At 36.8% G+C, this 26,246-nt stretch carries 21 protein-coding genes; 13 read left to right on the top strand and 8 right to left on the bottom strand.

The features are described 5' to 3' along the window. Window positions 1-4: 4 nt before the first annotated feature. On the bottom strand, window positions 5-850 hold the full coding sequence (locus tag ACZZZW_RS12525) for an energy transducer TonB (protein WP_463493789.1): 846 nt from the start codon (window positions 848-850) through the stop codon (window positions 5-7). A 202-nt stretch (window positions 851-1,052) separates the two neighbouring features. On the opposite strand from ACZZZW_RS12525, the gene ACZZZW_RS12520 reads away from it, so the two are divergent. Together ACZZZW_RS12520 and ACZZZW_RS12515 are read left to right on the top strand one after the other, a co-directional pair. Next, window positions 1,053-3,227 (top strand): glutamine synthetase III family protein, encoded by a 2,175-nt coding sequence (locus ACZZZW_RS12520; protein WP_055910677.1) that lies wholly within the window; start codon window positions 1,053-1,055, stop codon window positions 3,225-3,227. Window positions 3,228-4,095: 868 nt separating this feature from the next. After that, window positions 4,096-5,277, top strand: a complete 1,182-nt coding sequence (locus ACZZZW_RS12515) for an AIR synthase related protein (RefSeq protein ID WP_463493787.1) — start codon at window positions 4,096-4,098, stop codon at window positions 5,275-5,277. 63 nt (window positions 5,278-5,340) lie between these two features. Here the strand turns inward: ACZZZW_RS12515 and ACZZZW_RS12510 are convergent, their stop codons facing one another. Continuing rightward, complete coding sequence (locus tag ACZZZW_RS12510; protein WP_463493785.1) at window positions 5,341-5,622, bottom strand: hypothetical protein; 282 nt, start codon at window positions 5,620-5,622, stop codon at window positions 5,341-5,343. Window positions 5,623-5,836: 214 nt separating this feature from the next. On the opposite strand from ACZZZW_RS12510, the gene ACZZZW_RS12505 reads away from it, so the two are divergent. After that, window positions 5,837-6,472, top strand: a complete 636-nt coding sequence (locus tag ACZZZW_RS12505) for an acetyltransferase (RefSeq protein WP_463493783.1) — start codon at window positions 5,837-5,839, stop codon at window positions 6,470-6,472. A gap of 97 nt (window positions 6,473-6,569) precedes the next feature. Here ACZZZW_RS12505 and ACZZZW_RS12500 read toward each other — a convergent pair whose 3' ends face one another. Then, a complete protein-coding gene (locus ACZZZW_RS12500) occupies window positions 6,570-6,881 on the bottom strand; it encodes a hypothetical protein (protein ID WP_463493781.1) in 312 nt (103 codons plus the stop codon). Between the two features lie 118 nt (window positions 6,882-6,999). Next, complete coding sequence (locus ACZZZW_RS12495) at window positions 7,000-10,362, bottom strand: TonB-dependent receptor (protein ID WP_463493779.1); 3,363 nt, start codon at window positions 10,360-10,362, stop codon at window positions 7,000-7,002. A gap of 695 nt (window positions 10,363-11,057) precedes the next feature. On the opposite strand from ACZZZW_RS12495, the gene lpdA reads away from it, so the two are divergent. From lpdA to ACZZZW_RS12455, 8 genes are all read left to right on the top strand, one after another. Continuing rightward, window positions 11,058-12,446 (top strand): dihydrolipoyl dehydrogenase, encoded by a 1,389-nt coding sequence (gene lpdA / locus ACZZZW_RS12490; protein WP_463493777.1) that lies wholly within the window; start codon window positions 11,058-11,060, stop codon window positions 12,444-12,446. 135 nt (window positions 12,447-12,581) lie between these two features. After that, entirely contained in the window at window positions 12,582-13,421 is an 840-nt protein-coding gene (locus ACZZZW_RS12485; RefSeq protein ID WP_463493775.1) for an MBL fold metallo-hydrolase, read from the top strand. Beyond that, window positions 13,421-13,984 carry an N-acetyltransferase family protein gene (locus ACZZZW_RS12480; protein ID WP_463493773.1) on the top strand — a complete coding sequence of 188 codons (564 nt, stop codon included), beginning with the start codon at window positions 13,421-13,423 and terminating at the stop codon, window positions 13,982-13,984. Before ACZZZW_RS12485 ends, ACZZZW_RS12480 begins: the two co-directional genes overlap by 1 nt. Before the next feature lie 111 nt (window positions 13,985-14,095). Further along, on the top strand, window positions 14,096-14,455 hold the full coding sequence (locus ACZZZW_RS12475; RefSeq protein ID WP_055910707.1) for a hypothetical protein: 360 nt from the start codon (window positions 14,096-14,098) through the stop codon (window positions 14,453-14,455). A gap of 371 nt (window positions 14,456-14,826) precedes the next feature. Further along, a complete protein-coding gene (locus ACZZZW_RS12470; RefSeq protein WP_463493771.1) occupies window positions 14,827-15,354 on the top strand; it encodes a ferritin in 528 nt (175 codons plus the stop codon). Window positions 15,355-16,078: 724 nt separating this feature from the next. Continuing rightward, window positions 16,079-17,527 carry a circularly permuted type 2 ATP-grasp protein gene (locus tag ACZZZW_RS12465; RefSeq protein WP_055910711.1) on the top strand — a complete coding sequence of 483 codons (1,449 nt, stop codon included), beginning with the start codon at window positions 16,079-16,081 and terminating at the stop codon, window positions 17,525-17,527. A 10-nt stretch (window positions 17,528-17,537) separates the two neighbouring features. Further along, window positions 17,538-18,473, top strand: coding sequence for an alpha-E domain-containing protein (locus tag ACZZZW_RS12460; RefSeq protein WP_055910714.1), 936 nt, complete (start codon window positions 17,538-17,540; stop codon window positions 18,471-18,473). Window positions 18,474-18,582: 109 nt separating this feature from the next. Beyond that, a complete protein-coding gene (locus tag ACZZZW_RS12455; RefSeq protein ID WP_463493768.1) occupies window positions 18,583-19,578 on the top strand; it encodes a transglutaminase family protein in 996 nt (331 codons plus the stop codon). An 81-nt stretch (window positions 19,579-19,659) separates the two neighbouring features. On the opposite strand, the gene ACZZZW_RS12450 is transcribed toward ACZZZW_RS12455, so the two are convergent. Beyond that, window positions 19,660-20,991: a MutS-related protein gene (locus ACZZZW_RS12450; RefSeq protein ID WP_463493766.1), complete on the bottom strand. Its 1,332-nt coding sequence runs from the start codon at window positions 20,989-20,991 to the stop codon at window positions 19,660-19,662. 255 nt (window positions 20,992-21,246) lie between these two features. On the opposite strand from ACZZZW_RS12450, the gene asnS reads away from it, so the two are divergent. Further along, a complete protein-coding gene (gene asnS, locus ACZZZW_RS12445; protein ID WP_055910722.1) occupies window positions 21,247-22,695 on the top strand; it encodes an asparagine--tRNA ligase in 1,449 nt (482 codons plus the stop codon). Window positions 22,696-23,220: 525 nt separating this feature from the next. Here asnS and ACZZZW_RS12440 read toward each other — a convergent pair. From ACZZZW_RS12440 to ACZZZW_RS12430, 3 genes are read right to left on the bottom strand one after another with little or no spacing between them, the layout of a single operon-like run. Beyond that, window positions 23,221-24,882 (bottom strand): FMN-binding glutamate synthase family protein, encoded by a 1,662-nt coding sequence (locus ACZZZW_RS12440; protein ID WP_055910727.1) that lies wholly within the window; start codon window positions 24,880-24,882, stop codon window positions 23,221-23,223. Window positions 24,883-24,892: 10 nt separating this feature from the next. Further along, window positions 24,893-25,147, bottom strand: coding sequence for a Txe/YoeB family addiction module toxin (locus tag ACZZZW_RS12435; RefSeq protein WP_055910729.1), 255 nt, complete (start codon window positions 25,145-25,147; stop codon window positions 24,893-24,895). Then, entirely contained in the window at window positions 25,140-25,397 is a 258-nt protein-coding gene (locus tag ACZZZW_RS12430; RefSeq protein WP_055910731.1) for a type II toxin-antitoxin system Phd/YefM family antitoxin, read from the bottom strand. Before ACZZZW_RS12430 ends, ACZZZW_RS12435 begins: the two co-directional genes overlap by 8 nt. Before the next feature lie 125 nt (window positions 25,398-25,522). Here ACZZZW_RS12430 and ACZZZW_RS12425 point away from each other — a divergent pair, with 125 nt between their 5' ends. Next, window positions 25,523-26,143 (top strand): L-threonylcarbamoyladenylate synthase, encoded by a 621-nt coding sequence (locus ACZZZW_RS12425; RefSeq protein WP_055910747.1) that lies wholly within the window; start codon window positions 25,523-25,525, stop codon window positions 26,141-26,143. Window positions 26,144-26,246: the final 103 nt, after the last annotated feature.

Raw genomic sequence — 26,246 nt, 5'->3', positions numbered from 1 at the left:
TATTTTAATTAGAAATCTGAAAATTGATGGCCATATTATACCTCACGCGTACTGCTGTACCTTTGTTTTTACCTGGTTTCCAGAGGGGAGATTTTTTAATTACTTTAATTGCTTCTTCATCACAACCAAATCCAATTCCTTTAACCACCGTTACATCCGTAATAGAACCATCTTTCTCTACCACAAAGCTCACAAACACTTTACCCTGAACATTTTCCTCTTGCGCTTTGTACGGATACCTTAAATTACGCTCCATATATTTAGACCAGGCTTTGGCACCACCAGTAAACTCCGGATATTCATCGGCTCCTAAATAAATCTCTTTATCTTCACCCGCACCAGTACCTTCTTTAGCTGTTCGAGTACCATCTCCACTTCCTTTACCATCAGCAATGGTAGCATTAGGTGCTACAACACCATCCTGTGTCTTAGTGCTGATCACTGCTAATTTTATATTATCAACCGTTGGCGGAGGTGGAAGCTCTGTTTTGTTAACTACCACTACTTGTGATGGAACCGCTATAGTTTTAACCTTTACCAGATCCGCTTTAGCAGGCTCAACCTTTTTCTCTAGTTCAGGAGTTTTTGGTTTCATCTGATGGATCACATTTTTCAAATCAACCACCGTTGGAGGAAGAACATCTACAATAATTTCTTTTGGAAAAAGTTTAGCATAAATTAATGGCGAAAAACACAGCAAGATAAACAGGCTTCCGGATGCGAAAAGTGCCCTGGTCATAATCGATGAAGATTTAGACCTTAATTGATAAGCACCATAGTTTTTGTTGCGGTTTGCAAATACAAGATCGAGCCACTCGGTTTTGTATACGTTAATTAAAGAGTTGAACATAGCTTTTGTTTTTATAGCATGATGCAGCTAAAACATCAATTCCATAAAAACGTTAAAAAATCTATTTTCTTTACAAAAAATGAAATTTTTCATCTGAAAAACATTTTTTTATTTCATTTTCAATAAAATTATCATAAAAAACACGATTGTTTTACGAAAATTAATAAAATATACTATTTTTGACAAAAAACATAACAAATTAATGAAAAGCTTAAGAACCATCGCATTAAAAGAGGCTCAAAACAGAATTTCACCAGAAGTTAAAGCACCATCAGCAAAAATTTCTGACTTTTTTGGCGCTAATGTATTTGATAAGAGAAAAATGAGAGATTTCTTATCTAAGGACGTGTATGAAAAATTAATATCATCTATCAACCAAGGTGAGTTAATTAATTCTGACGATGCCAACCAAATTGCAACCGCTATGAAAGCGTGGGCAATGAGCGCTGGCGCAACGCATTATACGCACTGGTTCCAGCCATTAACTGGTACAACTGCAGAAAAACACGATTCATTTTTTGAACCTAGTGGCGATGGAGCTATCGAGAAATTCGCTGGTAGTGCACTAGTTCAACAAGAACCAGATGCATCAAGTTTCCCTAACGGTGGTATCCGTAATACTTTCGAAGCGCGTGGTTATACTGCCTGGGATCCTTCTTCTCCAGCTTTTATCATGGAAAGTAAAGCAGGTAAAACACTTTGTATCCCTACTGTATTTGTATCCTATACCGGTGAAGCCTTGGATTATAAAGCACCTTTATTAAAAGCATTAGCTGCGCTTGATAAAGCTGCTGTTGATGTTTGCCAATATTTCGATAAAAGCATTACTAAAGTAAATGCTTCTTTAGGTATCGAACAAGAATATTTCCTGGTTGATGAGTCATTATTTAATGCTCGTCCCGATTTATTATTAACAGGCCGTGCTCTATTCGGACACATGTCTGCTAAAGGCCAGCAATTAGAAGATCATTATTTCGGTTCTATCCCTGAGCGCGTATTCAGCTACATGGTAGATTTCGAAAACGAAGCCTTAAAATTAGGTATTCCATTAAAAACCCGTCACAATGAGGTTGCACCATCACAATTTGAGTGTGCGCCGATTTATGAAGAAATCAACTTGGCTATCGATCACAATCAATTGTTGATGGATTTGATGGAGAAAGTTGCCCGTCGTCACCATTTCCGTGTATTGTTACACGAAAAACCATATGCAGGTATCAATGGATCAGGTAAACACAACAACTGGTCGCTAATTACCGATACTGGTAAAAATTTATTGGCACCAGGTAAAACGCCTAAAAACAACTTAATGTTCCTTGCTTTCTTTGTTAACACAATTAAAGCCGTTAGTGAGCACGCCGATTTACTACGTGCAAGTATTGCATCAGTAAGCAACGATCACCGTTTAGGAGCAAACGAAGCGCCACCTGCAATTATCTCAATCTTCTTAGGTTCTCAATTGAACGATGTATTAGACGAGATTGAGCACTCACGCATCAGCAAAAAAATTAAAGAAGACAACGCACTTTGGTTAGGTATTCCTAAAATCCCTCAGATTTTATTGGATAATACCGACCGTAACCGTACTTCGCCATTCGCATTTACAGGTAATAAATTCGAGCTTAGAGCTGTTGGATCTTCAGCAAACTCTTCTGCCCCAATGACGATCTTAAACGCAATTATGGCTGAGCAATTGGTTAAATTTAAAGTTGAGGTTGATAAATTGATCAAAAAAGGCGACAAAAAAGACATCGCTTTATTAACAGTGATCAAAAAATACATCAAAGAATCTAAAGGTATCCGTTTTGAAGGAAATGGTTACAGCCAGGAATGGGAAGATGAAGCTGCAACACGCGGTTTATCAAACATCAAAACTACACCAAAAGCTTTAGATGCATATTTAACTGAAAAATCTGCTGAGTTATTTGCTACAACAGGTATTTACAGTGCACGTGAAATTCATGCCCGCCATGAAATCATGTTGGAAAACTTCTACAAAAAATTACAGATCGAAGCACGTGTTATGGGTGAAGTGGCTAACACTGCAATCATTCCAGCTGCAATTGCTTACCAAAACTCTTTAATCGAAAACGTACAAGGATTAAAAGCAATTGGTGTAGATAGCAAAGTTTCTATCGATATCGTAAAAAAATTATCAGAGCATTTAGAAATTGTGAAAACCAATATCGATGCCATGTTAGAAGAACGTAAAGTAACCAACAAAATCGAAGATACCCGCGAAAAAGCGATTGCTTACGATGAGAAAGTTAAATCTTACTTCGACATTATCCGTTACCATGCTGATAAATTAGAGCAAATTGTTGACGATAGCGTTTGGCCTTTACCAAAATTCAGAGAATTATTATTCATGAAATAGATTTTAAGCCGTAAGGTTTAAGGTATAGGGCGTAAGGTTTAACTTTACGCCCTTTTTGTTGGTTTATTGACTCAATTTGTCCGGTGATTTAAAACCCGAAAATTGTAAACTGGTTAATCGTTTAATTGTAATCATTTAGAAAGCAATCTCCCTCCATATCGTCCTCCTGAACTTGTTTCAGGATCTAACCGAAAGGTCTACAACAAACATCCATTCAAAAGGCAAAACTCACCTTTCCTACCATAAACCTTCGCGTACTTCGTGCCTTCGTGGTGAAACAACCTTAATAAGCTCAGCTTTGTAATCATTTAGAAAGCAATCTCCCTCCATATCGTCCTCCTTAACTCGTTTCAGGATCTAACCGAAAGGTCTACAACAAACATTCATTCAAAAAGAAAAATCCACCATCCTTAATTCACACTTTGTGCCTTCGTGGTTAAACAACCTTAATAAGCTCAGCTTTGTAATCATTTAGAAAGGAATACTCCTCCATATCGTCCTCCTGAAATTGTTTCAGGATCTAACCGAAAGGTCTACAACAAACATTCATTCAAAAAGAAAAACCCACCATCCTTAATTCACCCTCTGGGCCTTCGTAGTTAAACAACTTTAATAAGCTCAGCTTTGTAATCATTTAGAAAGCAATCTCCCTCCATATCGTCCTCCTGAACTTGTTTGGATCTAACCAAAAGGTCTACAACAAACATTCATTCAAAAAGAAAAATCCATCATCCTTAATTCACACTTTGTGCCTTTGTGGTAAACAAACTCAGCTGTAAAATATCAAAAAACCCTTACCATTTTGCTTGAAAAAACGTTAAGTATTTAGCTTTAGTTCTTCCTGTTAAAACCTTATCTTTGCGCCAACATGAGTGATAACAGGTACAATCAACGTGGCGTTTCTGCCTCAAAAGAAGATGTGCACAATGCCATCAAAAACATCGATAAAGGAATTTTCCCTAAAGCATTCTGCAAAATCATCCCCGATATTTTAGGTGCTGATGAAGCATATTGTAATATCATGCATGCTGATGGTGCAGGTACCAAATCATCTTTAGCTTATGTTTACTGGAAAGAAACCGGCGATATTTCGGTATGGAAAGGCATTGCACAAGATGCCATCATTATGAACATCGACGATTTAATCTGTGTGGGTGCTACTGACAATATCTTACTATCCTCAACCATCGGGCGGAACAAAAACCTAATCCCTGGTGAAGTAATTGCTGCCGTAATTAACGGAACTGAAGAAATTTTATCCGACTTAAGAGAACAAGGCATCTCCATATATTCTACAGGTGGTGAAACTGCCGATGTGGGCGATTTAGTGCGGACAATAATTGTTGATTCTACAGTAACCTGCAGGTTAAAACGAGAAGACATTATTAGCAACGACAACATTAAGCCCGGAGATGTAATTGTGGCCCTAGCTTCTTATGGTCAGGCAACATACGAAACTGAATACAATGGCGGAATGGGATCGAACGGTTTAACCTCTGCCCGGCATGATGTTTTTGATAAAGCAGTAGCCAACGGCTACCCTGAAAGTTTTGACCCCGCAGTACCATTTGATCTTGTATTTTCAGGAAAAAAACAGCTGACAGAGGAAATCGAAATTGAAGGATTTGGCAAAACCACTATAGGCAAATTGGTATTATCGCCAACCCGTACTTATGCACCGGTAATTAAACAGATTTTAGCGAGTTACCGCAGTCAAATTAATGGAATTGTACATTGCAGTGGTGGCGCACAAACCAAGGTATTACATTTCATCAATGATGATATCCATGTTATTAAAAACAACTTATTCCCTATTCCACCACTATTTAAGCTGATACAGGAACAATCTGGTACCGACTGGAAGGAAATGTACAAAGTATTTAATATGGGGCATCGAATGGAACTTTATGTACCGCAGGAGATTGCCGAAAGTATTATCGAAATTTCAAAAAGCTTTAATATTGACGCTAAGATTATCGGACGGGTAGAAAAAGGTAGCCAGAAACAGGTAACCATAGAAAGTGACCAAGGAACTTTTGTTTATAATTAAGAAACAACATAATGATTTATATAAGGCTGCTGAGCGTAAATTTCAGCAGCCTTTTTTTATTGACTAGTCACGTGTTACAAATTTATGAAACGTGCTATCTTCCCCATCAGCTTTTTTATCCTGATACAAAAAATCCAGTTTATGCTCATCAAAAGTTTTAAAAAAGGTATCCCAATCCGTTTCCTTTAAATCAGAAGAATTGTTGCTATGTTTTGGAAAATGTATTCTTAAAACGCCACCGTTATCAGTTTTAGCGGTATCACCAACAATTGCTGGCACACCATCGTGTTTTTCTGCCCATGCTTTTATAGTAGCATGATCATGGGTTTGTTTCGAACTGCTCATTGTTTTAGTATTAATAATTAATGGATAGATCTATTATAAGAATCACATTCAGCTAAAAATGGTTTTAATAATTGTGAAATATTCTATACAAATGTTATCCAATAAGTATAAAAACCGTTCACAATCATATTTTTATCGATACATTTTAATATTTTTTCAGCACATCATCTAAATTTGTTTGTTATTAGAGTATGCGATTTCAAATTTTAACCACATGATTAAAGTGTATCTTCTGGGTGCAGGCAAACATGCTGCAGAGCTGAGTGAGTATTTTAATAGCAGTAGAGCGTACGAATTAGCGGGATACATTACCAATGTTGCTGATGCTGTTAACCATCCAAACCTGGCCAAACCAATAATTTCCCTATCCTATTTTTTAAAAAACAAGCCTGCTTCTTCAAATTTCACTCTTATCGGTGCAATTGGTAATTATGAAAGGAAAACAATTATTGAGCAATTGGAAAATAAGGGCTATCAGTTTATTAACATCATCCATCAACACAATTACATCAGTTCATCAATTAAGATCGGCTATGGAAACTGTATTGCTCCTGGTTGTGTAATTAATGCAAATGTGCAGATAGGCAACCATTGCATTGTGAATTCCAACTCCAATATCAGTCATGATTGCATACTTGAAAACTATGTAACCATTTCTCCTGGTGTTACCATTGCCGGTAACGTAATGATTAATGAAGGTGCTTTTATTGGCGCGGGTGCAACTGTAATTCCAGGGATAACCATTGGTAAAGGAGCATATATTGCAGCCGGAGCTTGCGTAACCCATAATGTTCCAGAAAATGTGATGGTAGCAGGAGTACCTGCGAAGGTTAAAAAAACAATAGATTAAGCCATCTAAAATAATGAATACTTTAGAAGTTGATATAAATAAAAGATCCCCGGTTTTAATGACCGGGGATTTGTAAAAAATAATAAGTATCGATAAATTATTGTAACCTCAAGATCCGTTCACCATACTTAATTTCTGTTTCTGAGGTGATTTCAAATTCATATTCTTTTCCTGAAGTAACAGTAAGCTTTTTACCTTTGATTTTGTAAGTACCTCTATATGCTACATCGCCACCAGGCACAATATCTGCCTTGCCGTCTACCATGAGTGTAACGCGTATTGCGCTTGTAAGGTATCCATCAGGCTTGGGTACATTAATTTCATAAAATGTTTTTTCTTCTTTTACCGTAAGCTTTTTACAAGAAGTAAAGCATATAAACAAGATGGTTAAATAGATTAGGTTTTTCATATTCATTTAGATTTACAGTAATAACGTATTGGAAATTATAAACGCTACAAACAGCTGAATAACAAAAAAAGCCCAGATCGTTTGATCGGGGCTTTGACATTATATAATTTGTTAGGTATTAGTTAAAGTTATAACGAACACCAAATTGCATATAGTAAGTAGAAGAGATAGTTTGAGAAGTACCAAACGTTTCTCTAGTAATATCACCTTGACTATTATTTAATCTAAATGTTGGCTTCGTGGTATTGTTAACTGCTCCGGCATTTTGTGGAACTAAAATAGATGAGCTATTTACAAAGTTTACATTACCCCATTTGCGGTTCAGTAAATTACCTACATTGAAGATATCTACTGTGAATTGAAACGAGTTTTTAGATTTGCCAAAGTTTTTGAAAACTTCCTGAGTTAACCTAAAATCAAACTGATTTCTCCACGGAGAAGTTGCAGCATTACGTTGCGCAAATTCACCTCTATGTTTACTTAAATACTCATCCTGTTGAATATAAGCTTCAAATATGTCTGACTGTTCTTGAGCGCTATATGCAACTTTGTAGTTTGTTGTCCCAGCAGGGATGGCAACAAATGAAGACGCAGGCATTTCTCCTTGTTTAGGGATATAAATTAGGTCGTTTCCAGATTGACCATCACGATTAAAATCTGTACTATATGTATAAGAGAATCTTCCTTGTTGAGTTCCCTCATAAAATAATGAAAAAGATGTCGCTAAATTTCCAAAATACTCTTTCCTGTAGGAAATATTGGCAATGATGCGGTCTGGATTTAAATTTTGAGAATAACTTAGAGTAGGGCTATTTGGATTGCCAGCAGTAGCAGGGATTGACCACAAATTCAACAACTGATCGCCACCACCATCACCGTAATTACGTTGATCAGAACGTGTATAAGCAATTATGGCATTAAGACCACCTTGGAATTGCTTTGTCAATTGAGCAGTTGCTTGCCAATTGTATCCGCCTTTTGCATTGCTCATTTGAATCACGTTAAAACCAGAAGAACTCGTTGTAGCGGCTGTTGTAGCAACAGCTCCACCAGAAGTTAATGAAATATTTTGTCTAGCAAATGCTCCGGCAGAAGTTGTTGGCAATTGTCCCCCAGAAGGGAACATCAATCTAGTATCACCGTAGCCACTGATATTCAATGCTGTTGGATTAACTAAATTTATATTTTGAGCAACAGCAACATTTAAATCTCTGCCATAAATACCTTCTAAAGTACCAACAATACCCCAAGGTAATTTAACATCAAATGCAATACTTGATTTCCAAGTTTGTGGTAATTTCAAATTTGGTGACATTACACTTATACTACTCGGAATTGAAGAACCTGCGGCAGGTGCAGCAGATAATAAATTCGGTGCAATATTTGGGTTGAAAGACGGGGTATTTGCCTGACCAGAATATGTTTGAGTATATTGTAATAAACCTGCATCACCCGATTGGGAAACAATCCATACAAATGGTATACGACCCGTAAAGATACCTGTACCTCCACGTACTTGGAATGAACGATCACCAAATACATTCCAGTTAAAACCAAATCTTGGTGAGTAAGAAATTCTGTTCTCAGGTAAAACACCTGTATCTACTTTTTGACCTGCAAAGCTTAAACCAGCTACTAATGGATGTGTTCTTACTTCAGAAACATCAGGATAGCTAGCTTGTTCAACACGTAAACCAGCAGTTAATTTTAAACGATCAGAAACGGTAAATTCATCCTGCAAATAAGCTGAATACTGATTGAATTTAAAGCTTGGATAAGCTTGAGAACCATCCGCAGTTAGTGGATAAGTTACAGCATAGTTAGATGGTTTTGCATTATTTACAAAATCATTCCAAGAATTAAATACATAGTAACCTGTTCCAAAACGTTGGAAACCATTTTTGGTTGTACTAAATTCTGCTTGTAAACCAACACTTAGGTTATGTTTACCTAGGGCAATACTTAAGTCATCAGAATATGTATAACCTTTAACATCCCTTAAGTTTCCATAAGTAAACGGCTCATAACCAAATGATGTTGCTACAGCAGGACCATCCAAAATATCAACCAAAGGAAAAGGACTACTATCTGATTTTCTAGGATCGTTTTGATGAGAGTATGTGGCTCTAGCAACATTTGTAAATCTACTACCGAAAGAAGATGTCAACTCAGCTACCGCAGAATATAAATTTGCTGCTTGGTAGTAATTTGAATTGGCAAATGATAACGCTGTACTTGCAGTTCTATTATTTGCTGAAGAAAAACTCGTACCTGAACCAGTAGTAGAATTACTTAATGGCGAAGGTGATTGACTTTCAACTTGATTGTAACGAACACTAAAACGTTGCGATTTCGAAATATTCCAATCTAAACGAGCAAACATTTTTTCGTTATCACTAACATTAGAATATCCTTGATAAGGACCAGCATCATAACCATATTTAGATTTCAAATATGATGAAACGGTATTTAAAAAATCTTCAGTGGGCTTAGCAACATATGAAGGTGTATTTTTTCCACCGAATGCAAGTTGTGAAGTGGATGCAATTTTATTTGTTCCTGGCTGAATAGTATGTTTTTTTTCATAATTCACAAAGAAGAACAACTTATCTTTAATGATCGGACCACCAAAACTGGCACCGTAATTTTTCTCATCTAGCTTTTGAAGCGTACTTAATCTAAATTCTTCACCAATTCTTTTTCCTTGCTGCTCTTCACCTCGCATCGTGTAAAAAGCATTACCCGTGAAATTATTCGTACCAGAGCGGGTAACTGCAGTTACAGAACCTCCTGTAAAACCTGTTTGACGAACATCAAAAGGAGTTACATTGATCGAAATCTGCTCTAATGCGTCAATTGAAATTGGAGAACCGCCAGCAGGAATATTCTGACCAATACCAAACTGGTTGTTAAAATTGGCACCATCTACAGTAAAATTATTTGAACGGTAGTTACCGCCACCAATCGAAGTACCATTAGCTTGTGGCGTTAAACGGGTTAAATCGTTAACACTACGGGTAATAGTAGGTAGGTTTTGAATTTGTTGTTTTGTAATAACGGTAGATGTACCATTTCTGCTTGAGTTCATGATACTGTTAGTACTTTGACCTACAACTTTAACTTCGGATAAAGTAGAGCTATTATCAGTTAAAACGACATTCAACAAATAAGGCTCACCTAATTTTAGGTAAACATCACTTAATTTTTGTGGATTGTAACCAACAAAGCTTATTTCAATTAAATATGGTCCGCCTACACGAGTACCACCTATTGTAAAACGGCCATCACTGTTTGTAGATACTGAATAAACAGTACCAGTTGGGGTATGCGTTGCTTTAACACTTGCACCAGGTAAAGCGCCTTTGGCATCTTTAACTGTTCCTGTTATCGACGATGTGGTTACCTGTGCATTAACACTTAAGGTAAGACCTACAAACGCAACAATAACAAGCACTAATCTTAAAAGTAAAGATTTCTTCATACTTTGTTTTTTAAATGTTTTTTGTTGTTGAATAATAATCTAATAGGGATATTATGCCGCAAATGTACCCAATAAAATTTAACACATTTTAACATTCAATGTTAAATAATTATTAAGTCCGGAAAAACTTTTCAACATTTAACACATATTAGCACCTTTATAACTTTCACTTTATCAATACATTGATAAAAAATCCAAATTTTTAATAACGAAACACACGGTTGATTATAATTTACACATTAAACACCTCTTAATGTTGGTATTTTTCCAATAATGCCTATTAACAATAAGCTTTTAAGCAAAAACACTAGCATAATTTCCCCCATAGTAGAATATTCATTATGTTTTTCATAAAATCACACCTTATTATGATTAACATCCAAACGTAAATTTGCTGCACCAATATTCACTTATTGTAAATTTTACCAGCTATCTTAATATAGGTCTAGCCAATTAACATTTTTTTTTTAGTTTTGAGCGATTGTTTGAGGATTAACTTCCGCTAACATTTGTAATGTGGATGTAGGCAACTAGAAACACGAGACTAATCTGTTCAACAGAGACTCCTTCACCAGAAGATTACGGTTTATAAAAAAAAATGAAAGATAAATCTCTTTAATTAGAATGAAACTTAAATAATGCTATTCATTATTCAAGCGCTTTTTATGAGATAAAAAATAAACTAGAAAAAACAGATGAATTACGATGTTATTGTTTTAGGCAGCGGCCCAGGTGGTTACGTAGCTGCAATCAGAGCTTCTCAATTGGGACTAAAAGTTGCAATCGTTGAGCGCGAATCATTAGGTGGTATTTGTTTAAACTGGGGCTGTATCCCTACTAAAGCACTTTTAAAAAGCGCACAGGTTTTCGAATATATTAATCATGCGGCTGATTACGGAATTACTACTGCTGGTGCAACTGCAGATTTTGCAGCTGTGGTAAAGCGTAGTCGTGGTGTGGCAGACGGCATGAGCAAAGGCGTTCAGTTTTTGATGAAAAAAAATAAAATTGACGTAATCATGGGTACTGGTAAAGTAAAGCCAGGAAACAAATTAGAAGTTAAAGGTGCCGATGGTTCGCAACAAGAACTGAGTGCAAAAAATATCATCATCGCTACAGGTGCACGTTCAAGAGAATTACCAAACCTGAAACAAGATGGTAAAAAAATTATCGGTTACCGCCAGGCCATGGTACTTCCTGAATTGCCAAAAAGTATGGTTGTAGTAGGTTCTGGTGCTATAGGTGTAGAGTTTGCCTATTTCTATGCTACAATGGGTACCAAAGTAACCATTGTTGAGTTTATGGATAATGTAGTTCCTGTTGAGGATGAAGACGTTTCTAAACAATTATTGCGCAGCTTGAAAAAAGTAGGTATTGATGTAATGACTTCAGCAAGTGTTGAAGCCGTTGATACCAGCGGAGCAGCATGTAAAGTTTCTGTTAAAACGGCTTCAGGTATGCAAACCATCGAAGCTGACATTGTACTTTCTGCAGCTGGTATTGTTGCCAATATCGAAAACATTGGTTTAGAAGAAACCGGAATTAAAACTGAAAAAGGTAAAATTGTTACTGATGAGTTTTACAATACATCGGTTAAAGGTTATTATGCAATCGGTGATGTAGTTGGCGGACAAGCGCTTGCTCACGTTGCATCAGCAGAAGGTATTATCTGTGTTGAAAAAATTGCTGGTCAACACGTTGAGCCATTGGATTATAACAATATCCCGGGTTGTACCTATTGCACGCCAGAAATCGCTTCAGTAGGTTATACCGAAAAAGCCGCAAAAGCAGCTGGTTACGAATTAAAGATTGGTAAATTTCCTTTTTCAGCTTCAGGTAAAGCAAGTGCTGCCGGAGCTAAAGATGGTTTCGTAAAATTAATTTTCGACGCTAAATACGGAGAATTATTAGGCGCACACATGATCGGAACAAACGTTACCGAAATGATTGCTGAAATTGTAGTGGCCCGTAAATTAGAAACTACCGGACATGAAATGATTAAATCTGTTCACCCTCACCCTACCATGAGCGAAGCCATTATGGAGGCAGCTGCTGATGCTTACGGTGAAGTGATCCACTTATAGAGATATAAGGTTTAAAAGGTAGAAAGCATAAGGCTAAAGCCGTAAATAAAACCAATATTATTACAAAAACCCTTTAGCTAATCCTAAAGGGTTTTGTATTTTTAGAGATAATTTTTTTTTAAACTTTGACCCTAAATGAAACTTCACACCATAAATACAGGATTTTTTAAATTAGATGGCGGTGCCATGTTCGGCGTTGTACCTAAGGCCATTTGGCAAAAAACCAATCCGGCCGATAGCAATAACCTTTGTACATGGGCCATGCGCTGTTTATTGATCGAAGAAGGTAACCAGTTGATTTTGGTTGATACAGGAATAGGAAATAAACAAGATGAAAAGTTTTTCAGTCACTACTACCTGCATGGTAATGACTCATTGGAGAAATCGCTGGCACAACTAGGCTTCGGAAAAACTGATATTACAGATGTTTTTCTTACACACCTACATTTCGATCATGTTGGCGGAGCAGTGATAAGAGAAAATGAAAAACTAACGCCCTCCTTTAAAAATGCGGCCTATTGGAGTAACCAAAAACATTGGCAGTGGGCGGTAGAACCTAATGCAAGAGAAAAAGCTTCTTTTCTAAAAGAAAATATCCTCCCAATTCAAGAAAGCGGTCAGCTAAAATTTATAACCGAACAAGAAAATATCGAATGGCAAAAAGATATTAATATCAGTTTTGCTTATGGGCATACCGATGCCATGATGTTGCCCAAAATCAATTATAAAGGAAAAACCATTGTGTATATGGCCGACCTTTTGCCATCAGTTGGACACCTTCCCCTACCTTATGTAATGGCTTATGACATGTTTCCTTTAAAAACCCTTACAGAAAAACAAGCTTTTTTAGAAGAAGCCGTAAACAATAATTACATATTGTATTTAGAACATGATCCTATTAATGAATGCTGCACCCTGCAAAGAACTGAAAAAGGAATCCGTGTAGCAGAAACTTTTAACCTAAGCGATATTTAATGATCAGACCAGCCAGGCCCCACGATGTTGAACAAGTTGTGCCGTTGATTATTCAGGCAATGGGTACCTTGGCTAAAAAATTAACTCATGTTGAAGATCAGACTACAATCGATAAAATTTTTAAACACTTTTTTCAGCAGTTAAACAACCAATACAGTTATGAAAACATTTTGGTTTATGAAGAGGATGGCAAAGTCATCGGCTCATTAAATGCCTATGATGGTGGAAATCTGGAAAAGCTTCGAAAAACTTTTTTAGCATATATTGCAGAACATTACGGTGCAAATAGCCTCAATCAGGATGCAGAAACGCAAGATGGAGAGTTTTACCTTGACAGCATTAGTGTTCACCCTATCGCTCAGGGAAAAGGAATTGGAACACAATTGATCGAAGCCGGTATAAATTGGGGCAAAAAACTTGGTCACAATACTATAGGCCTGCTGGTAGAACAAGATAATGCGAATGCATTGAAGCTATATCAAAAAATGGGCTTCGTTATCGAGAATGAAAAACACTTTATGGGCGGATGGTATTACCATATGGTTTTTAAGGCCAAAAAGTAGTGCTAAATTATCTAACTTTTATAGAACACAATGTTCCTAAAATAATTGATCATCAAATTTATTTCCATTTTTATTTGTATTTAATCTAAATAATGCCAATTTTTGTAACCGATGGAAAAAGCATGTATCGATATTAACGAACTGGTTAACGTATTCTCAAATACCCATGGTTCTATTTATCAATCAGATAAATTAAATTGCTTTTATGTAGATTTTGGGGGCAAGTTTGCCCGCTTCAATTGCCTTTCACTTCAAAAATTAAAAAAGGTTGTAGAGCAGATTGATATTGAAGCGCTACTTTTAAATACCCACAAAGCAGACTTCGAACTGGTTACGTTTAATGGTTGTGAACACATCTACCTGTTAAGTGCATTAGAAATTATTGCATTAAAAGATTTACTTCAAGGTACTTTCACCATGTTTAAACTCAATCACCTCATCAGCGATTGCCTTTATAGACTGGTTTATTAATTTTAAGTAGTCGGTGAAATTTTTTATTGGTTAACTTTTGCAATCGCAATTGCGGGTTCATGGCTGATTTTTTTAAAAAGGTTAATTGCTTTCTGCTTTATCAGACTGATAACTGCTAACTAAAATCACCAACTGAAAACTTCCAGCTGAACAATGTAAACCGAAAACTAACCTTTACATCACTGATCCTCAACCAGTATCCGTTTCGCGTTATTGTAATATCTCCCACCCTATTTCTTACGCTGCTGCTCTTATTTAAACTCATTACAAATAACTTATTATCAGCAATTTAGACTAATTTCATATTGCAAATAAATTATAATGGAGAACAAATTCCATTTACATTTGTATTGTTATAAAAGCACAGAAACATGAAAGATCTAATGCGTATCAAATGTTTAATATCTCAGGATATAGAAACATTATTAAATCAGCAAATTAAAAAAGAAGCACATTCTTCATCACTATATTTATCAATGTCATCTTGGTGTGACCAAAACGGATTCGACTACTCAGCTGATTACTTTTTAAAGCAATCAGAAGAAGAAAGAGTTCATCAGTTAAAATTGTTCAAATACGTTTTAGATATGGGTGGAAATGCCATATCTCCAGAAGTAAACGGCATTAAAACTGAGTTTTCCGGGTTTAGAGAAGTTTTTGAAGATGCCCTGGAAGCAGAAATTGCGATTACCCAAAGCTTTAAAAACTTAGCTGCAAGATGCCATAAAGAACAGGATTTTGTAACCATGGAATTCTTAAACTGGTTCTTAAAAGAACAACGCGAAGAAGAATATAAAGCACGCAGAGCTTTAGAATTGTTCGAAGTAATTGGTGAAGAAGGTACAGGAAGATGGGAAATTGATAAACACGTTAACAAAATCAGTTATTCAGAAGCATAACAACAACAAAACATATATTGAAGCTATCCCGGATAAAACCAGGATAGCTTTTTTTATGAGCAGAATCCAGATAGCGATCGTCATCCGATAGCTATCGGATGCGAAGCCAATTTTTTATTGGATAAAGCAATCTTCATCACCAGGCTCGCAAACATGAAAGTTTGCTTCCCCAAAAAGCCCGAACCCACCTTAAATATCCTCCGCGTATGTAACGGGGAAGCGTGAGAACAGCGATTTTATCGCGCTAATTAGCAACCTACTTAACTGCGTTTTTGATCTTTTTAAATCTGCGGGAAAACGTTACGTCGCTTCCCGCTGATCACGCAGAAAAAGATACAGATCTATAGCGATTATACTTAAACAAAAAAGATAATAAAAAGAAAAGCCCCAGTTTTGCTGGGGCTTCCTTAGTTTAGGTTGTTTGGTTTATGTTGATTATGAATAAGTCTTGAAAGTTTTATAAAAAAAGCGCCGTTACCAGCGCTTTTTTTAAACCAAATATATAATAATAATTAACGAGCATTACAAAAGTACAAACTTTATTCATACTAGCAAACATTTTGATTAAAAAATTGAAATATTCTATATAAAAACACATAAAACTCTAAAATACAGCTATAAAAATTTAAATTATTAGATAAAAAATATATAAACATCAATTATTTAACATTAAATACTAGTTTTTTAGGTATAAAATCATACTTTAAAGAAATATTTAAGCAAAATGATAGAAGATTTTATAAAAAATTACTTTAATCATCCCAAAACTTACGATGAAATGTTTCTGAATGGAGATAATTACCGAGATCACTATTCAAATTTTATCAGAAATTTCTCTAAAGAGTCTCTCGAAAACCTAAACAAAAAAGAAGAACTCGCAAAAAAACTGTTCATGAGTCAAGGTATTACCTTTACGGTGTACGATAGTGGCGAAGGAATAGAAAAAATATTTCCTTTTGATATCATTCCGAGAATAATTACCTCTACAGAATGGAATTTTATAGAAAAAGGGATAAAACAACGTTTAAAAGCGTTGAATCTTTTCCTAAAAGATGTTTATAGCAATCAATTTATCTTAAAAGACAAAATTGTACCTATAAATGTAATTTATTCATGTCCACATTTTCTTCGCGAGATGCACAACGTAAATGTTTTGCATGATATTTATATCCATATTGCGGGTATAGACTTAATAAGAGACCACGATGGAACCTTTTACGTACTCGAAGATAATCTCCGTACGCCATCGGGTGTAAGTTACATGCTCGAGAACCGGGAAATCACCAAAAGGTTATTTCCAGATCTGATTCCACAATGCGGCGTAAGAAGCGTAACCGAATACCCTTCCCTATTGTACAAAAATTTAATGTCTCTCTCACCAAGGGCCGTTTCTAATCCAACAATTGTGCTTTTAAGCCCGGGGATGTATAATTCTGCCTATTACGAACATACTACATTGGCCCGTTTAATGGGAGTAGAACTGGTAGAAGGTCGAGATCTTGTGGTTAAAGATCAGAAAGTATTTATGAAAACCACCACAGGTTTGCAGCAGGTAGATGTAATTTACAGGCGTGTAGATGATGATTATATTGATCCGTTAGTGTTTAATCCTAACAGTGTGCTTGGCGTTGCCGGCCTGATGGGCGCTTACCGAAAAGGCAATGTAGCCATAATAAATGCAGTTGGAAATGGCGTGGCCGATGATAAAGCGGTTTACACCTATGTGCCCGATATGATCAGGTATTACCTAAATGAAGAACCTATTTTAAAAAACGTACCCACATATCAGCTCAGCAATCAGGACGAACTCGATTACGTATTTGCGAACATCAATACCATGGTAATTAAAAAAACAAATGGCAGCGGTGGTTATGGCATGTTAATGGGCCATGAAGCGAGCGAACAGGAAACTGAAGAATACAAAATTGAAGTATTGAAAGATCCACGCAATTTTATTGCTCAACCCACCATCAGCCTATCTTCGGCCCCATGCTTTATCAATGGAAAACTGGCACCACGAAGAATAGACCTACGCCCTTTTGCACTTAATGGACCAGATGGCATTTCAATTGTGCCGGGCGGATTAACCAGGGTGGCCTTAAAAGAAGGATCACTGGTGGTAAACAGCTCCCAGGGCGGAGGCAGTAAAGATACATGGGTTTTAACTTCTTAAAATACGAAATATGCTAAGTAGAGTTGCTTCAAGCTTATATTGGCTAAGTAGATATGTTGAGCGCAGCGACGGTATGCTGCGCATGTTAAAAATAAATTACGCTTCCTCACAAGATACCATACAGGAATTTACCTGGAAGCCTGTAATCAGAATTTTTTCTTCTGATGATGAAAATGAACTGTTAAATATCCAGCATGATAGTCGTGCCGTAATTGAATACCTTTTGCTCAACCGCGATAACCCGAATTCGATTTTAAACATCGTAACCCTCGCCCGCGAAAATGCCAGAAGCGTTCAGGAACATATTCCAAAAGATTTATGGCAATGTTTAAATGAATATTACCATGCAGTTAAAGACGAAAAATTACTCTGGTATGTACAACAGGACGACCCAATTACTGCATTGGATGTTTTAATTAAGCAGGTAATGTTATACCATGGTACAGCAGATAGCGTAATGGAACGTGGCGAAAGCAGAAGTTTTATGAAAATCGGCAAGCACCTGGAAAGGAGTATACAATCGATAGACATTTTAGATATTAAATTCAGTTCCATTAGCAGCAATCCGGATCTGCTCACAGATATTGCCTACTGGAAACACCTGCTACTCTCATTAGGTGGTTACGAATTGTATTTAAAAACATACCGGCAGGGTTTCGATGCAAAAAACATCATCGAACTGGTAATGCTCAATAACGATTTTCCGAGGTCGGCATTGTATGCCATGCACAATATTGAAAGGTATTTTAACCGCCTAAAAAGCGAAAGCAATATCGATCACTACAATAACCTATCGTTTAAAATAGGTAGGCTAAAAAGTATGATTACCTACAGTTCGGTAAACACTATGGACGAAGAGCAGCTGCACCATTACCTTACAGAAATAAGGGCAGAACTTTTTGGTATCGGAAATCTGTTGAACGAATACTATTTCGCAAACTCATAAAAATTATAAATATTAACCGCAGATGAACAGCAATTAACACAGATATCCCTTATACTTAAAAAATCTGTACGCATCCATTTTATCTGCGGTTAAACATAACAACAGCCTTATGCCAATTTTCAAAATCAAACATATCACTAATTACAAATACGAACTGCCGGTACGTGATAGTGTCAACCAGATCATTTTATTTCCAATTAAAGATGATTATCAAAAAGTGATAAAACATGACCTGAATATCTCCGGAAGTCCGGAAATTGAAATCTTTATCGATTATTACGGCAATGAAGTAGGCACGTTTACGCAAAACGAACCGCATACCCAACTTAAAATCTTTTCTAAAGTAAGTGTAGAAACCTTTGCAAAACCACTGCCCCAGGATGATATGTTTAGCAGCGAACAATGGAACAGCCTGAATGCCCTTAAATACGAAGTACACTATATTGATTATTTACGTCAGGAAAGTTTCGAAGGCATTATCCAGCTTAAAGAAACCGCTTTAAATATCAAACAGCAGGAAGATACGCCATACCAAACTGCAATAAAATATTGTTCAGATGTTTTTAGTAATTTCGAGTACATTAAAGGTGTAACCGCTGTAGATACCACTATTGACGAGATTTTGAAACTAAGGGCCGGCGTTTGTCAGGATTTTGCACACGTATTAACAGCGATGTTGCGTTTAACAGGTATTCCTGCAAGGTATGTAAGTGGATACATTTGTCCGAATAGAGATGGCATGCGTGGAGAAGGCGCAACCCATGCATGGGCCGAAGCCTATTTGCCCGAATATGGCTGGCTTGGTCTGGACCCTACGAACAATTGTATAGCCAATGAAAACCATGTACGCTTAGCCGTAGGCCGGAATTTTACCGATTGCTCGCCAGTAAAAGGCGTTTACAAAGGCGGTTTCGAACATATTATGGAAGTTAATGTATCGGTAGGCTACAACGATGAAGATTTTAATGATAATGAAACTTATTTCCAACCCAAAGAAGTAAACTATCCTAAACCTTCGGGAACGATAACCACCACCAGAACAAAAAACAGCTATCAGCAGTATATGGAGGCCATTCATCAGCAACAGCAACAACAACAGCAGTAGGCAGTTTTCAGTTAACAGTTTTCAGTTGGGAGTTTCAGTATACAGTTGGTAATTTACAGTTCAGAATAAAACAGTAGAGATCTAATTCAAATCTCTGCTGTTTAGGATTTCAGCAATTCCTTCATTTTCAATAATCCACATTCCTATACGCTCATCGGTAATTCCATCCATAAGCTGGTATGTAAAGGTTGGTTTATTGTTTATCATTTTGGTAAACAGGTATTTGAACATGATGTTTTTGTTTTCTTTTAACATTTCGGCAACTTCTATAATATGCGTTGAAATCATAAAACAACAGTCATTTATTTTGGAAAATGATTTAATGATAGATAAAGATCCATCATATGCATCCTTTACATTTGTACCCCTAAAGAGTTCATCAAAAATCACAAAAATATTTTTCGAGACTTTAATTTTCTCTGCAACATGTTTTACCCTTAAAACTTCATTGTAAAAATGACTGTAGCCTTCGTTTAAGTTATCGGGCAGGTTTATTGTCGACACCAACCCCTGCCATATGCCGGTCTCCATATATTCTGCAGGAACAGGAAGTCCTAAATGCGCCAGATAGATGGAAATGCCAACTGATTTCAGAAAGGTCGATTTCCCAGCCATATTACTTCCTGTAAGAAAGCATACGTTCTTTTCCACTTCAAATTCAATATCATTCGCGGTAGGTTGATTTAAAAAAGGATGGAATACCCCTTTAATAATGAGATAACGTTCTTTTAAGTTTAGATGAGGCAGCGTGAAGTTGTATTTCCGAGCCGCTTTTACTACCGCAAAATACGCATCTACCTGATAGGTTAAATCTAAAAACAGCTTAACGGTTTTTAATTCAATGCCTCTTAATATAAGATCCAGTTGCTCTAGTTCGAATATTGTAATCTTACTTTCACTACGCTCAACAACTTCTTTAACCAGTTGATGCTTAAATAATGTACATATAACCTCATCAAATGCTTTAACCAATGCAGGCTTAACTTCATCACTCAGGCCAGCAAAAATTTCAGCGAGCTTTTTAAGTAAAAATACAATCTCCCCAACACCTTTCTCTTTTAGGTAGTACGCCTGATTTGGATAAAAAAAATAGTTAGCAGCTTTAGTTAATGCCGATATCCTGGAGTAAGATTTGATTTTAGAATTTTGTAACAGATAGCTCTCAACAAAATCCATATTGGTACGGTCAAAATTTAATGCACCCGAATAATTAGACAGATATTTTATCAATTCCTGCCGTTCATTAAGGATCTTAATATCAGTGGTGGCTGATTTAAAAATTTCGATCAATTTATCGTTGCCTTTAATCGTTGAAGTGAAATTGAATAAAGAGAAAATACTTTTATTTACACCATATGCCTCAAATATATTCAGGTCTGCTAAAGTTTGTTTATCTATATCAAATGTATTCATGAGGGATATCAGGCGTTAAAACAATAATCAACTAAAAACTAAGTTAAATATAACTTTATTATGGCAAAATTAATTTAATATTAAAATCTGTTAAAGATTAGAATTAACATCAAACAACAGCAGTAGTTTGGCGTTGTTGGTTTTAAGTTCGCAGTTGGGAATACAGTTATAACTTAAAAAACTGAAAACTGTACATTGAAAACTGCTGACTGATACGTTTTTTTTTCTAAATTTGCGCCTTTTACAAATAACAATATGATTAAGAGACAGCAAATTAAAGATTTATTAAAGTCGACAGCATTTGACACAGAAGTAACGGTTATGGGATGGGTTAGAACTTTCCGTAATAATCAGTTTATTGCATTAAATGATGGATCTTGCATGGGCAATATCCAAGTAGTGATCGATTTTAATAATTTACCTGATGAGCTGTTAAAAAGAATAACAACAGGCGCGGCAATTTCTGCAACAGGAAAACTGATCGAATCGTTAGGTAAAGGTCAATCCGTTGAAATTAAAGCAACAAGCGTAGAAATATTGGGCGATAGTGATCCTGAAAAGTTTCCATTACAACCCAAAAAACACAGTTTAGAGTTTTTACGCGAAATTGCACACCTGCGTTTCCGCACCAATACTTTTAATGCTGTTTTCAAGGTGCGCCATGCACTCGCTTTTGCAATCCACCAGTTTTATAACGAACGTGGTTTTGTATACATGCATACCCCTGTAATTACAGCAAGCGATGCAGAAGGTGCCGGAGAAATGTTTAAGGTTACCACTTTAGATTTCGACAATACACCACGTACAGAAGATGGTAAAGTAGATTTTTCGCAGGATTTCTTTGCCCGTGCTACCAATTTAACGGTATCGGGCCAGTTGGAAGGTGAGTTAGCGGCAATGGCATTCGGACAGATTTATACTTTCGGACCAACCTTCAGGGCAGAAAACTCGAATACCACACGCCATTTGGCAGAATTCTGGATGATTGAGCCTGAAGTTGCTTTTGCAGATTTAGAAGACAACATGCAACTTGCAGAGGATATGATGAAGTATGTAATTAAATATGCTTTAGACAACTGCAAGGATGAACTGGAATTTTTGAACACCCGTTTAGCAGAAGAGGATAAGCAAAAACCGCAGAACGAGCGCAGCGAATTTACCTTATTGGAGAAATTGGATTTCTGCCTTGCAAACGATTTTGAGCGTTTAACGTATACAGAGGCGATCAGGATTTTAAAATCTTCTAAGCCGAACCAAAAGAAACAGTTTAAATACCTGATTGATGAATGGGGTGCTGATTTACAAAGCGAGCACGAACGTTACCTGGTAGAAAAACACTTTAAAAAACCGGTAATTTTAACTGATTACCCTGCAGATATTAAATCATTCTACATGCGCCAAAATGAGCCAGATGCTGAAGGCAGACAAACTGTTGCTGCTATGGATATCTTGTTTCCGGGCATTGGCGAAATGATTGGCGGATCGCAACGTGAAGAGCGTTTAGACCGATTAACCAAACGCATGGAAGATTTAAATATTCCGCAAGATGAGCTTTGGTGGTATTTAGATACCCGCCGTTTTGGATCTGCTCCACATGCAGGGTTTGGTTTAGGTTTCGAACGTTTAGTATTGTTTGTAACCGGAATGACCAACATCCGTGATGTAATTGCTTTCCCAAGATTCCCTAAAAACGCAGAGTTTTAGAAGAGGTTTAGGGTTTAGGGTTTAGGGTAAACAAATAGCCCTATATCAAAGAAGTCAAGTTTTAAAAACTTGACTTCTTTTTTTTTATGCAAATATTTCTGAAGGAATCCTTTATTGTTGCAAAAAACACCAAACATCCCTACGGAACGAAAAAAAAACATTCCATTTTTTTTTCTACCCACGAAACGTCCCGATGGGACGGCAAAGGAAAATTTTAAAATCACCAATCGTCCCATCGGGACGCCTCATGGGTAGAACCGCCAATTGCAAAATTGGCGGTTTCGTTCCGTAGGAACGTTTGGTGTTTAAACCCATTAATAGTTTTCCTATCTCTGCCAACTAAACCTGATTGGAATGAAAAGCACGCAATCACGATTTTTCATCGTGAGCGGACTTGTAATGAAAGCAGGACTGAACAACCCCAAGCACCACTAACCCCGCTTTCCAAAAAACTATTGATTTAGCCATGCGCTAAACTTACGAAGTTCTGCCTACGCTTAAGCCTTTCAAACTTCGGAAGTCCCCTTAACGCCCATCATCATGCATGGTATCGCTATATGGATTGGCATGTGCATAATCAACTGCCGAAACTTTATAATCTGTTGGCGCAAAGCTGGCCGAAGTACTCAAAGCCATGCCCAATTCGTATCGGGTAGGATAAGGCGTTTGCAACAAACTCCCTGCAGGAATGTATGGAAAACTCTCTAAATAACTTTGCATAACACTCGGACTCACCCTCCTATTGATATAAGCCCTGCTTAGCTGATGCGTTTCTCTTAAACCCGCAGCACCCAACAACTCCACAGCACTGGCTACGGTAAGGTTATGGAAATTTTTAACACGAACGGTTTTATCTTCAACCACAAGCCCTTTCATTAAACTCTGATCTTGTGTGGCCACACCTGTTGGGCAAGTATTGCTATTACATTCCAAAGCCTGGATACAGCCCAGGGCAAACATCATTCCACGGGCGGCATTACACATATCGGCACCCAATGCTATATTTTTAACCAGATCAAAACCTGTTGCTACTTTTCCTGATGCGATAATTTTAATGTGTTTCTTTAAATCGAAACCGTTTAAAACATCATATACAAAAGCCACACCTTCGCGCAGCGGCATACCAACTGAATTGGAAAACTCCTGTGGTGCTGCACCTGTACCACCCTCACCACCATCAACGGTAATAAAATCAGGATAAATTCCGGTTTCTACCATGGCTTTACAGATGGCATAAAACTCGCTCTTTCTCCCGATACACAATTTAAATCCTACGGGCTTGCCACCCGATAAATCCCTTAGCTTTTTAACAAATTCGATTAAACCGATAGGGGTGTTAAAGGCAGAGTGTGCAGGTGGCGACAATACATCTTTACCTTCGGGTACCAAACGGATTCTGGCCACTTCTGGCGTTACCTTTTTAGCTGGCAACATTCCCCCATGACCTGGTTTTGCACCTTGTGAAAGTTTAATTTCGATCATTTTCACCTGATCAGTTTGAGCCCTTTCTGCATAAGCATCATAATTGAAAGTACCATCCGCATTACGGCAACCGAAATAACCGGTACCAATTTGCCAGATTAAATCGCCACCCGGCTGACGGTGATAATCGCTGATTCCACCTTCACCCGTATTGTGAGCAAAATTGCCCAATTTAGCCCCACCATTTAAAGCTAAAATGGCATTCTGACTTAATGAACCAAAACTCATTGCCGAAATATTATAAATACTGGCAGAATAAGGTTTTTTACAATCAGGACCACCTACTGTAACACGAGGATCAAGATTTAATTCGTGGTGCGAAATGGCTGCAATACTATGACTTAACCATTCATACCCATTATCGTAAACATTTAACTGCGTTCCGAAAGGGATGGTATCATTGTCTTTTTTAGCACGTTGATAAATAAGCGAACGGTTTAACCTGTTATAAGGCGTTCCGTTGGTATCACTTTCTACAAAATATTGGTAAACTTTGGGCCTTAATTCTTCCATAAAGTACCTTAACCTACCAAAAACAGGATAATTTCTTACTATACTGTGTTTGGGTTGATATAAATCGTAAACCCCAAGGATTACAAAAGGACCTGTAAAAATGAATGTCCACCATAAAAAAGGGTGATATAAGCCTAACATAATGGTTAGGGCAATTAGAAATGCAGCAATTGCTACGAAAGCTTTTCTCATGTTGTTATTGTTAAGTATGATACCTGCACTGTAAGAGGATAATTTTGTTATCTTCTACTTTGTAAACAAGTCTATGTTCTAAATTAATCCTCCTCGACCACCATCCAGAATATGTATGTTTTAGTGGTTCGGGTTTTCCGGTACCTTCAAAAGGTGTGTGTTCGATTTCTTTTACCAGTGCATTTATTTTCTTGAGGATCGATTTATTCACCGATTTCCAGTGGAGATAATCCTCCCAAGCACCATTAAGAAACAATTTAATCATTATCGATCAAGTCTTGCTTTTTGGCTAAACCATTCTCATAATCTTTTAGTCCCTGCTCAAGCCTAATTGCATTCTTTGGGCTTTTTAGCAAATAAAAAGTTTCCTGCATACTATCATAATCTGCTTTAGATAGCACAACAACATCTTCTCCTTTTGCCCGGGTAACAAATAAGGGAGTGTGGTTCGTAAAAACCTTATCTAAATAAGACTTTAAGCTCTGCCTGAATGAGGTATAATTTGTGATTTCCATTTACTTGTTAATAATCTTCAAAATTAAAGATAATAAAAAAGCTGTACAATTATTTGTACACATTTAGAATGTTTATGATTAATGTTATTCAAACAACAAACGCATTAATTTGTTATTTTTACGCTATGCTTATTAAGATTTATCCAGAAAACCCCAACGAAAGAGCCATTGAACAAGTTGTTGAAGTGCTAAAAAAGGGTGGTTTAATCATTTACCCTACGGATACCATTTATGGTTTGGGCTGCGACATTACGAACCCTAAAGCAATCGAAAAAATCTGCCGTATAAGAGGCATCAAGCCAGAAAAAGCAAACTTCTCTTTTATATGCCATGATTTAAAGCACATTTCCGATTACATTAAACCTATTGATAATACCACATTTAGGGTATTAAAAAAAGCCTTACCAGGGCCGTTTACCTTTATTTTTAATGCGAACAACAATGTACCCAAATTATTAAGTTCGAACAAAAAAACAGTGGGTATCCGTGTGCCCGACAATAACATTGCACGTTGTATTGTAAAAGAATTAGGCAACCCTATACTCTCTACCTCAATAAAAGATGATGATGATGTGATCGAATACTCTACCGATCCTGAATTGATACATGAAAAATATGAAGATTTGGTAGACTTAGTCATTGATGGGGGTTATGGTGATAATGAGGCTTCTACAGTTATCGATTGTACTACCGGAGAATTCGACATCATCCGTGAAGGAAAAGGAAATATAGAAGAATATTTGTAGTTGTCGTTTAGGGTGATTATAGCTTCGCAATCGCGCTATCATTTTATCTGTTAATGCTTGAAACAGGCCAAATTAAAAGATTTAGTTTAAATTTAAGCGACCA

The sequence above is a fragment of the Pedobacter sp. AC379 genome, assembly GCF_979258145.1.
This window is presented reverse-complemented; position numbering and strand designations above follow the sequence as displayed.

Excerpts from the sequence above, each read along its gene's own strand:
- ACZZZW_RS12520 (WP_055910677.1), top strand. The coding sequence starts at position 1,053 with ATGAAAAGCTTAAGAACCATCGCATTAAAAGAGGCTCAAAACAGAATT.
- ACZZZW_RS12495 (WP_463493779.1), bottom strand. The coding sequence starts at position 10,362 with ATGAAGAAATCTTTACTTTTAAGATTAGTGCTTGTTATTGTTGCGTTT.
- ACZZZW_RS12505 (WP_463493783.1), top strand. The coding sequence starts at position 5,837 with ATGATTAAAGTGTATCTTCTGGGTGCAGGCAAACATGCTGCAGAGCTG.
- ACZZZW_RS12455 (WP_463493768.1), top strand. The coding sequence starts at position 18,583 with ATGCCAATTTTCAAAATCAAACATATCACTAATTACAAATACGAACTG.
- ACZZZW_RS12425 (WP_055910747.1), top strand. The coding sequence starts at position 25,523 with ATGCTTATTAAGATTTATCCAGAAAACCCCAACGAAAGAGCCATTGAA.
- lpdA (WP_463493777.1), top strand. The coding sequence starts at position 11,058 with ATGAATTACGATGTTATTGTTTTAGGCAGCGGCCCAGGTGGTTACGTA.
- ACZZZW_RS12525 (WP_463493789.1), bottom strand. The coding sequence starts at position 850 with ATGTTCAACTCTTTAATTAACGTATACAAAACCGAGTGGCTCGATCTT.
- ACZZZW_RS12485 (WP_463493775.1), top strand. The coding sequence starts at position 12,582 with ATGAAACTTCACACCATAAATACAGGATTTTTTAAATTAGATGGCGGT.
- ACZZZW_RS12430 (WP_055910731.1), bottom strand. The coding sequence starts at position 25,397 with ATGGAAATCACAAATTATACCTCATTCAGGCAGAGCTTAAAGTCTTAT.
- ACZZZW_RS12480 (WP_463493773.1), top strand. The coding sequence starts at position 13,421 with ATGATCAGACCAGCCAGGCCCCACGATGTTGAACAAGTTGTGCCGTTG.
- asnS (WP_055910722.1), top strand. The coding sequence starts at position 21,247 with ATGATTAAGAGACAGCAAATTAAAGATTTATTAAAGTCGACAGCATTT.
- ACZZZW_RS12500 (WP_463493781.1), bottom strand. The coding sequence starts at position 6,881 with ATGAAAAACCTAATCTATTTAACCATCTTGTTTATATGCTTTACTTCT.
- ACZZZW_RS12475 (WP_055910707.1), top strand. The coding sequence starts at position 14,096 with ATGGAAAAAGCATGTATCGATATTAACGAACTGGTTAACGTATTCTCA.
- ACZZZW_RS12515 (WP_463493787.1), top strand. The coding sequence starts at position 4,096 with ATGAGTGATAACAGGTACAATCAACGTGGCGTTTCTGCCTCAAAAGAA.
- ACZZZW_RS12510 (WP_463493785.1), bottom strand. The coding sequence starts at position 5,622 with ATGAGCAGTTCGAAACAAACCCATGATCATGCTACTATAAAAGCATGG.
- ACZZZW_RS12470 (WP_463493771.1), top strand. The coding sequence starts at position 14,827 with ATGAAAGATCTAATGCGTATCAAATGTTTAATATCTCAGGATATAGAA.
- ACZZZW_RS12435 (WP_055910729.1), bottom strand. The coding sequence starts at position 25,147 with ATGATTAAATTGTTTCTTAATGGTGCTTGGGAGGATTATCTCCACTGG.
- ACZZZW_RS12460 (WP_055910714.1), top strand. The coding sequence starts at position 17,538 with ATGCTAAGTAGAGTTGCTTCAAGCTTATATTGGCTAAGTAGATATGTT.
- ACZZZW_RS12465 (WP_055910711.1), top strand. The coding sequence starts at position 16,079 with ATGATAGAAGATTTTATAAAAAATTACTTTAATCATCCCAAAACTTAC.
- ACZZZW_RS12440 (WP_055910727.1), bottom strand. The coding sequence starts at position 24,882 with ATGAGAAAAGCTTTCGTAGCAATTGCTGCATTTCTAATTGCCCTAACC.
- ACZZZW_RS12450 (WP_463493766.1), bottom strand. The coding sequence starts at position 20,991 with ATGAATACATTTGATATAGATAAACAAACTTTAGCAGACCTGAATATA.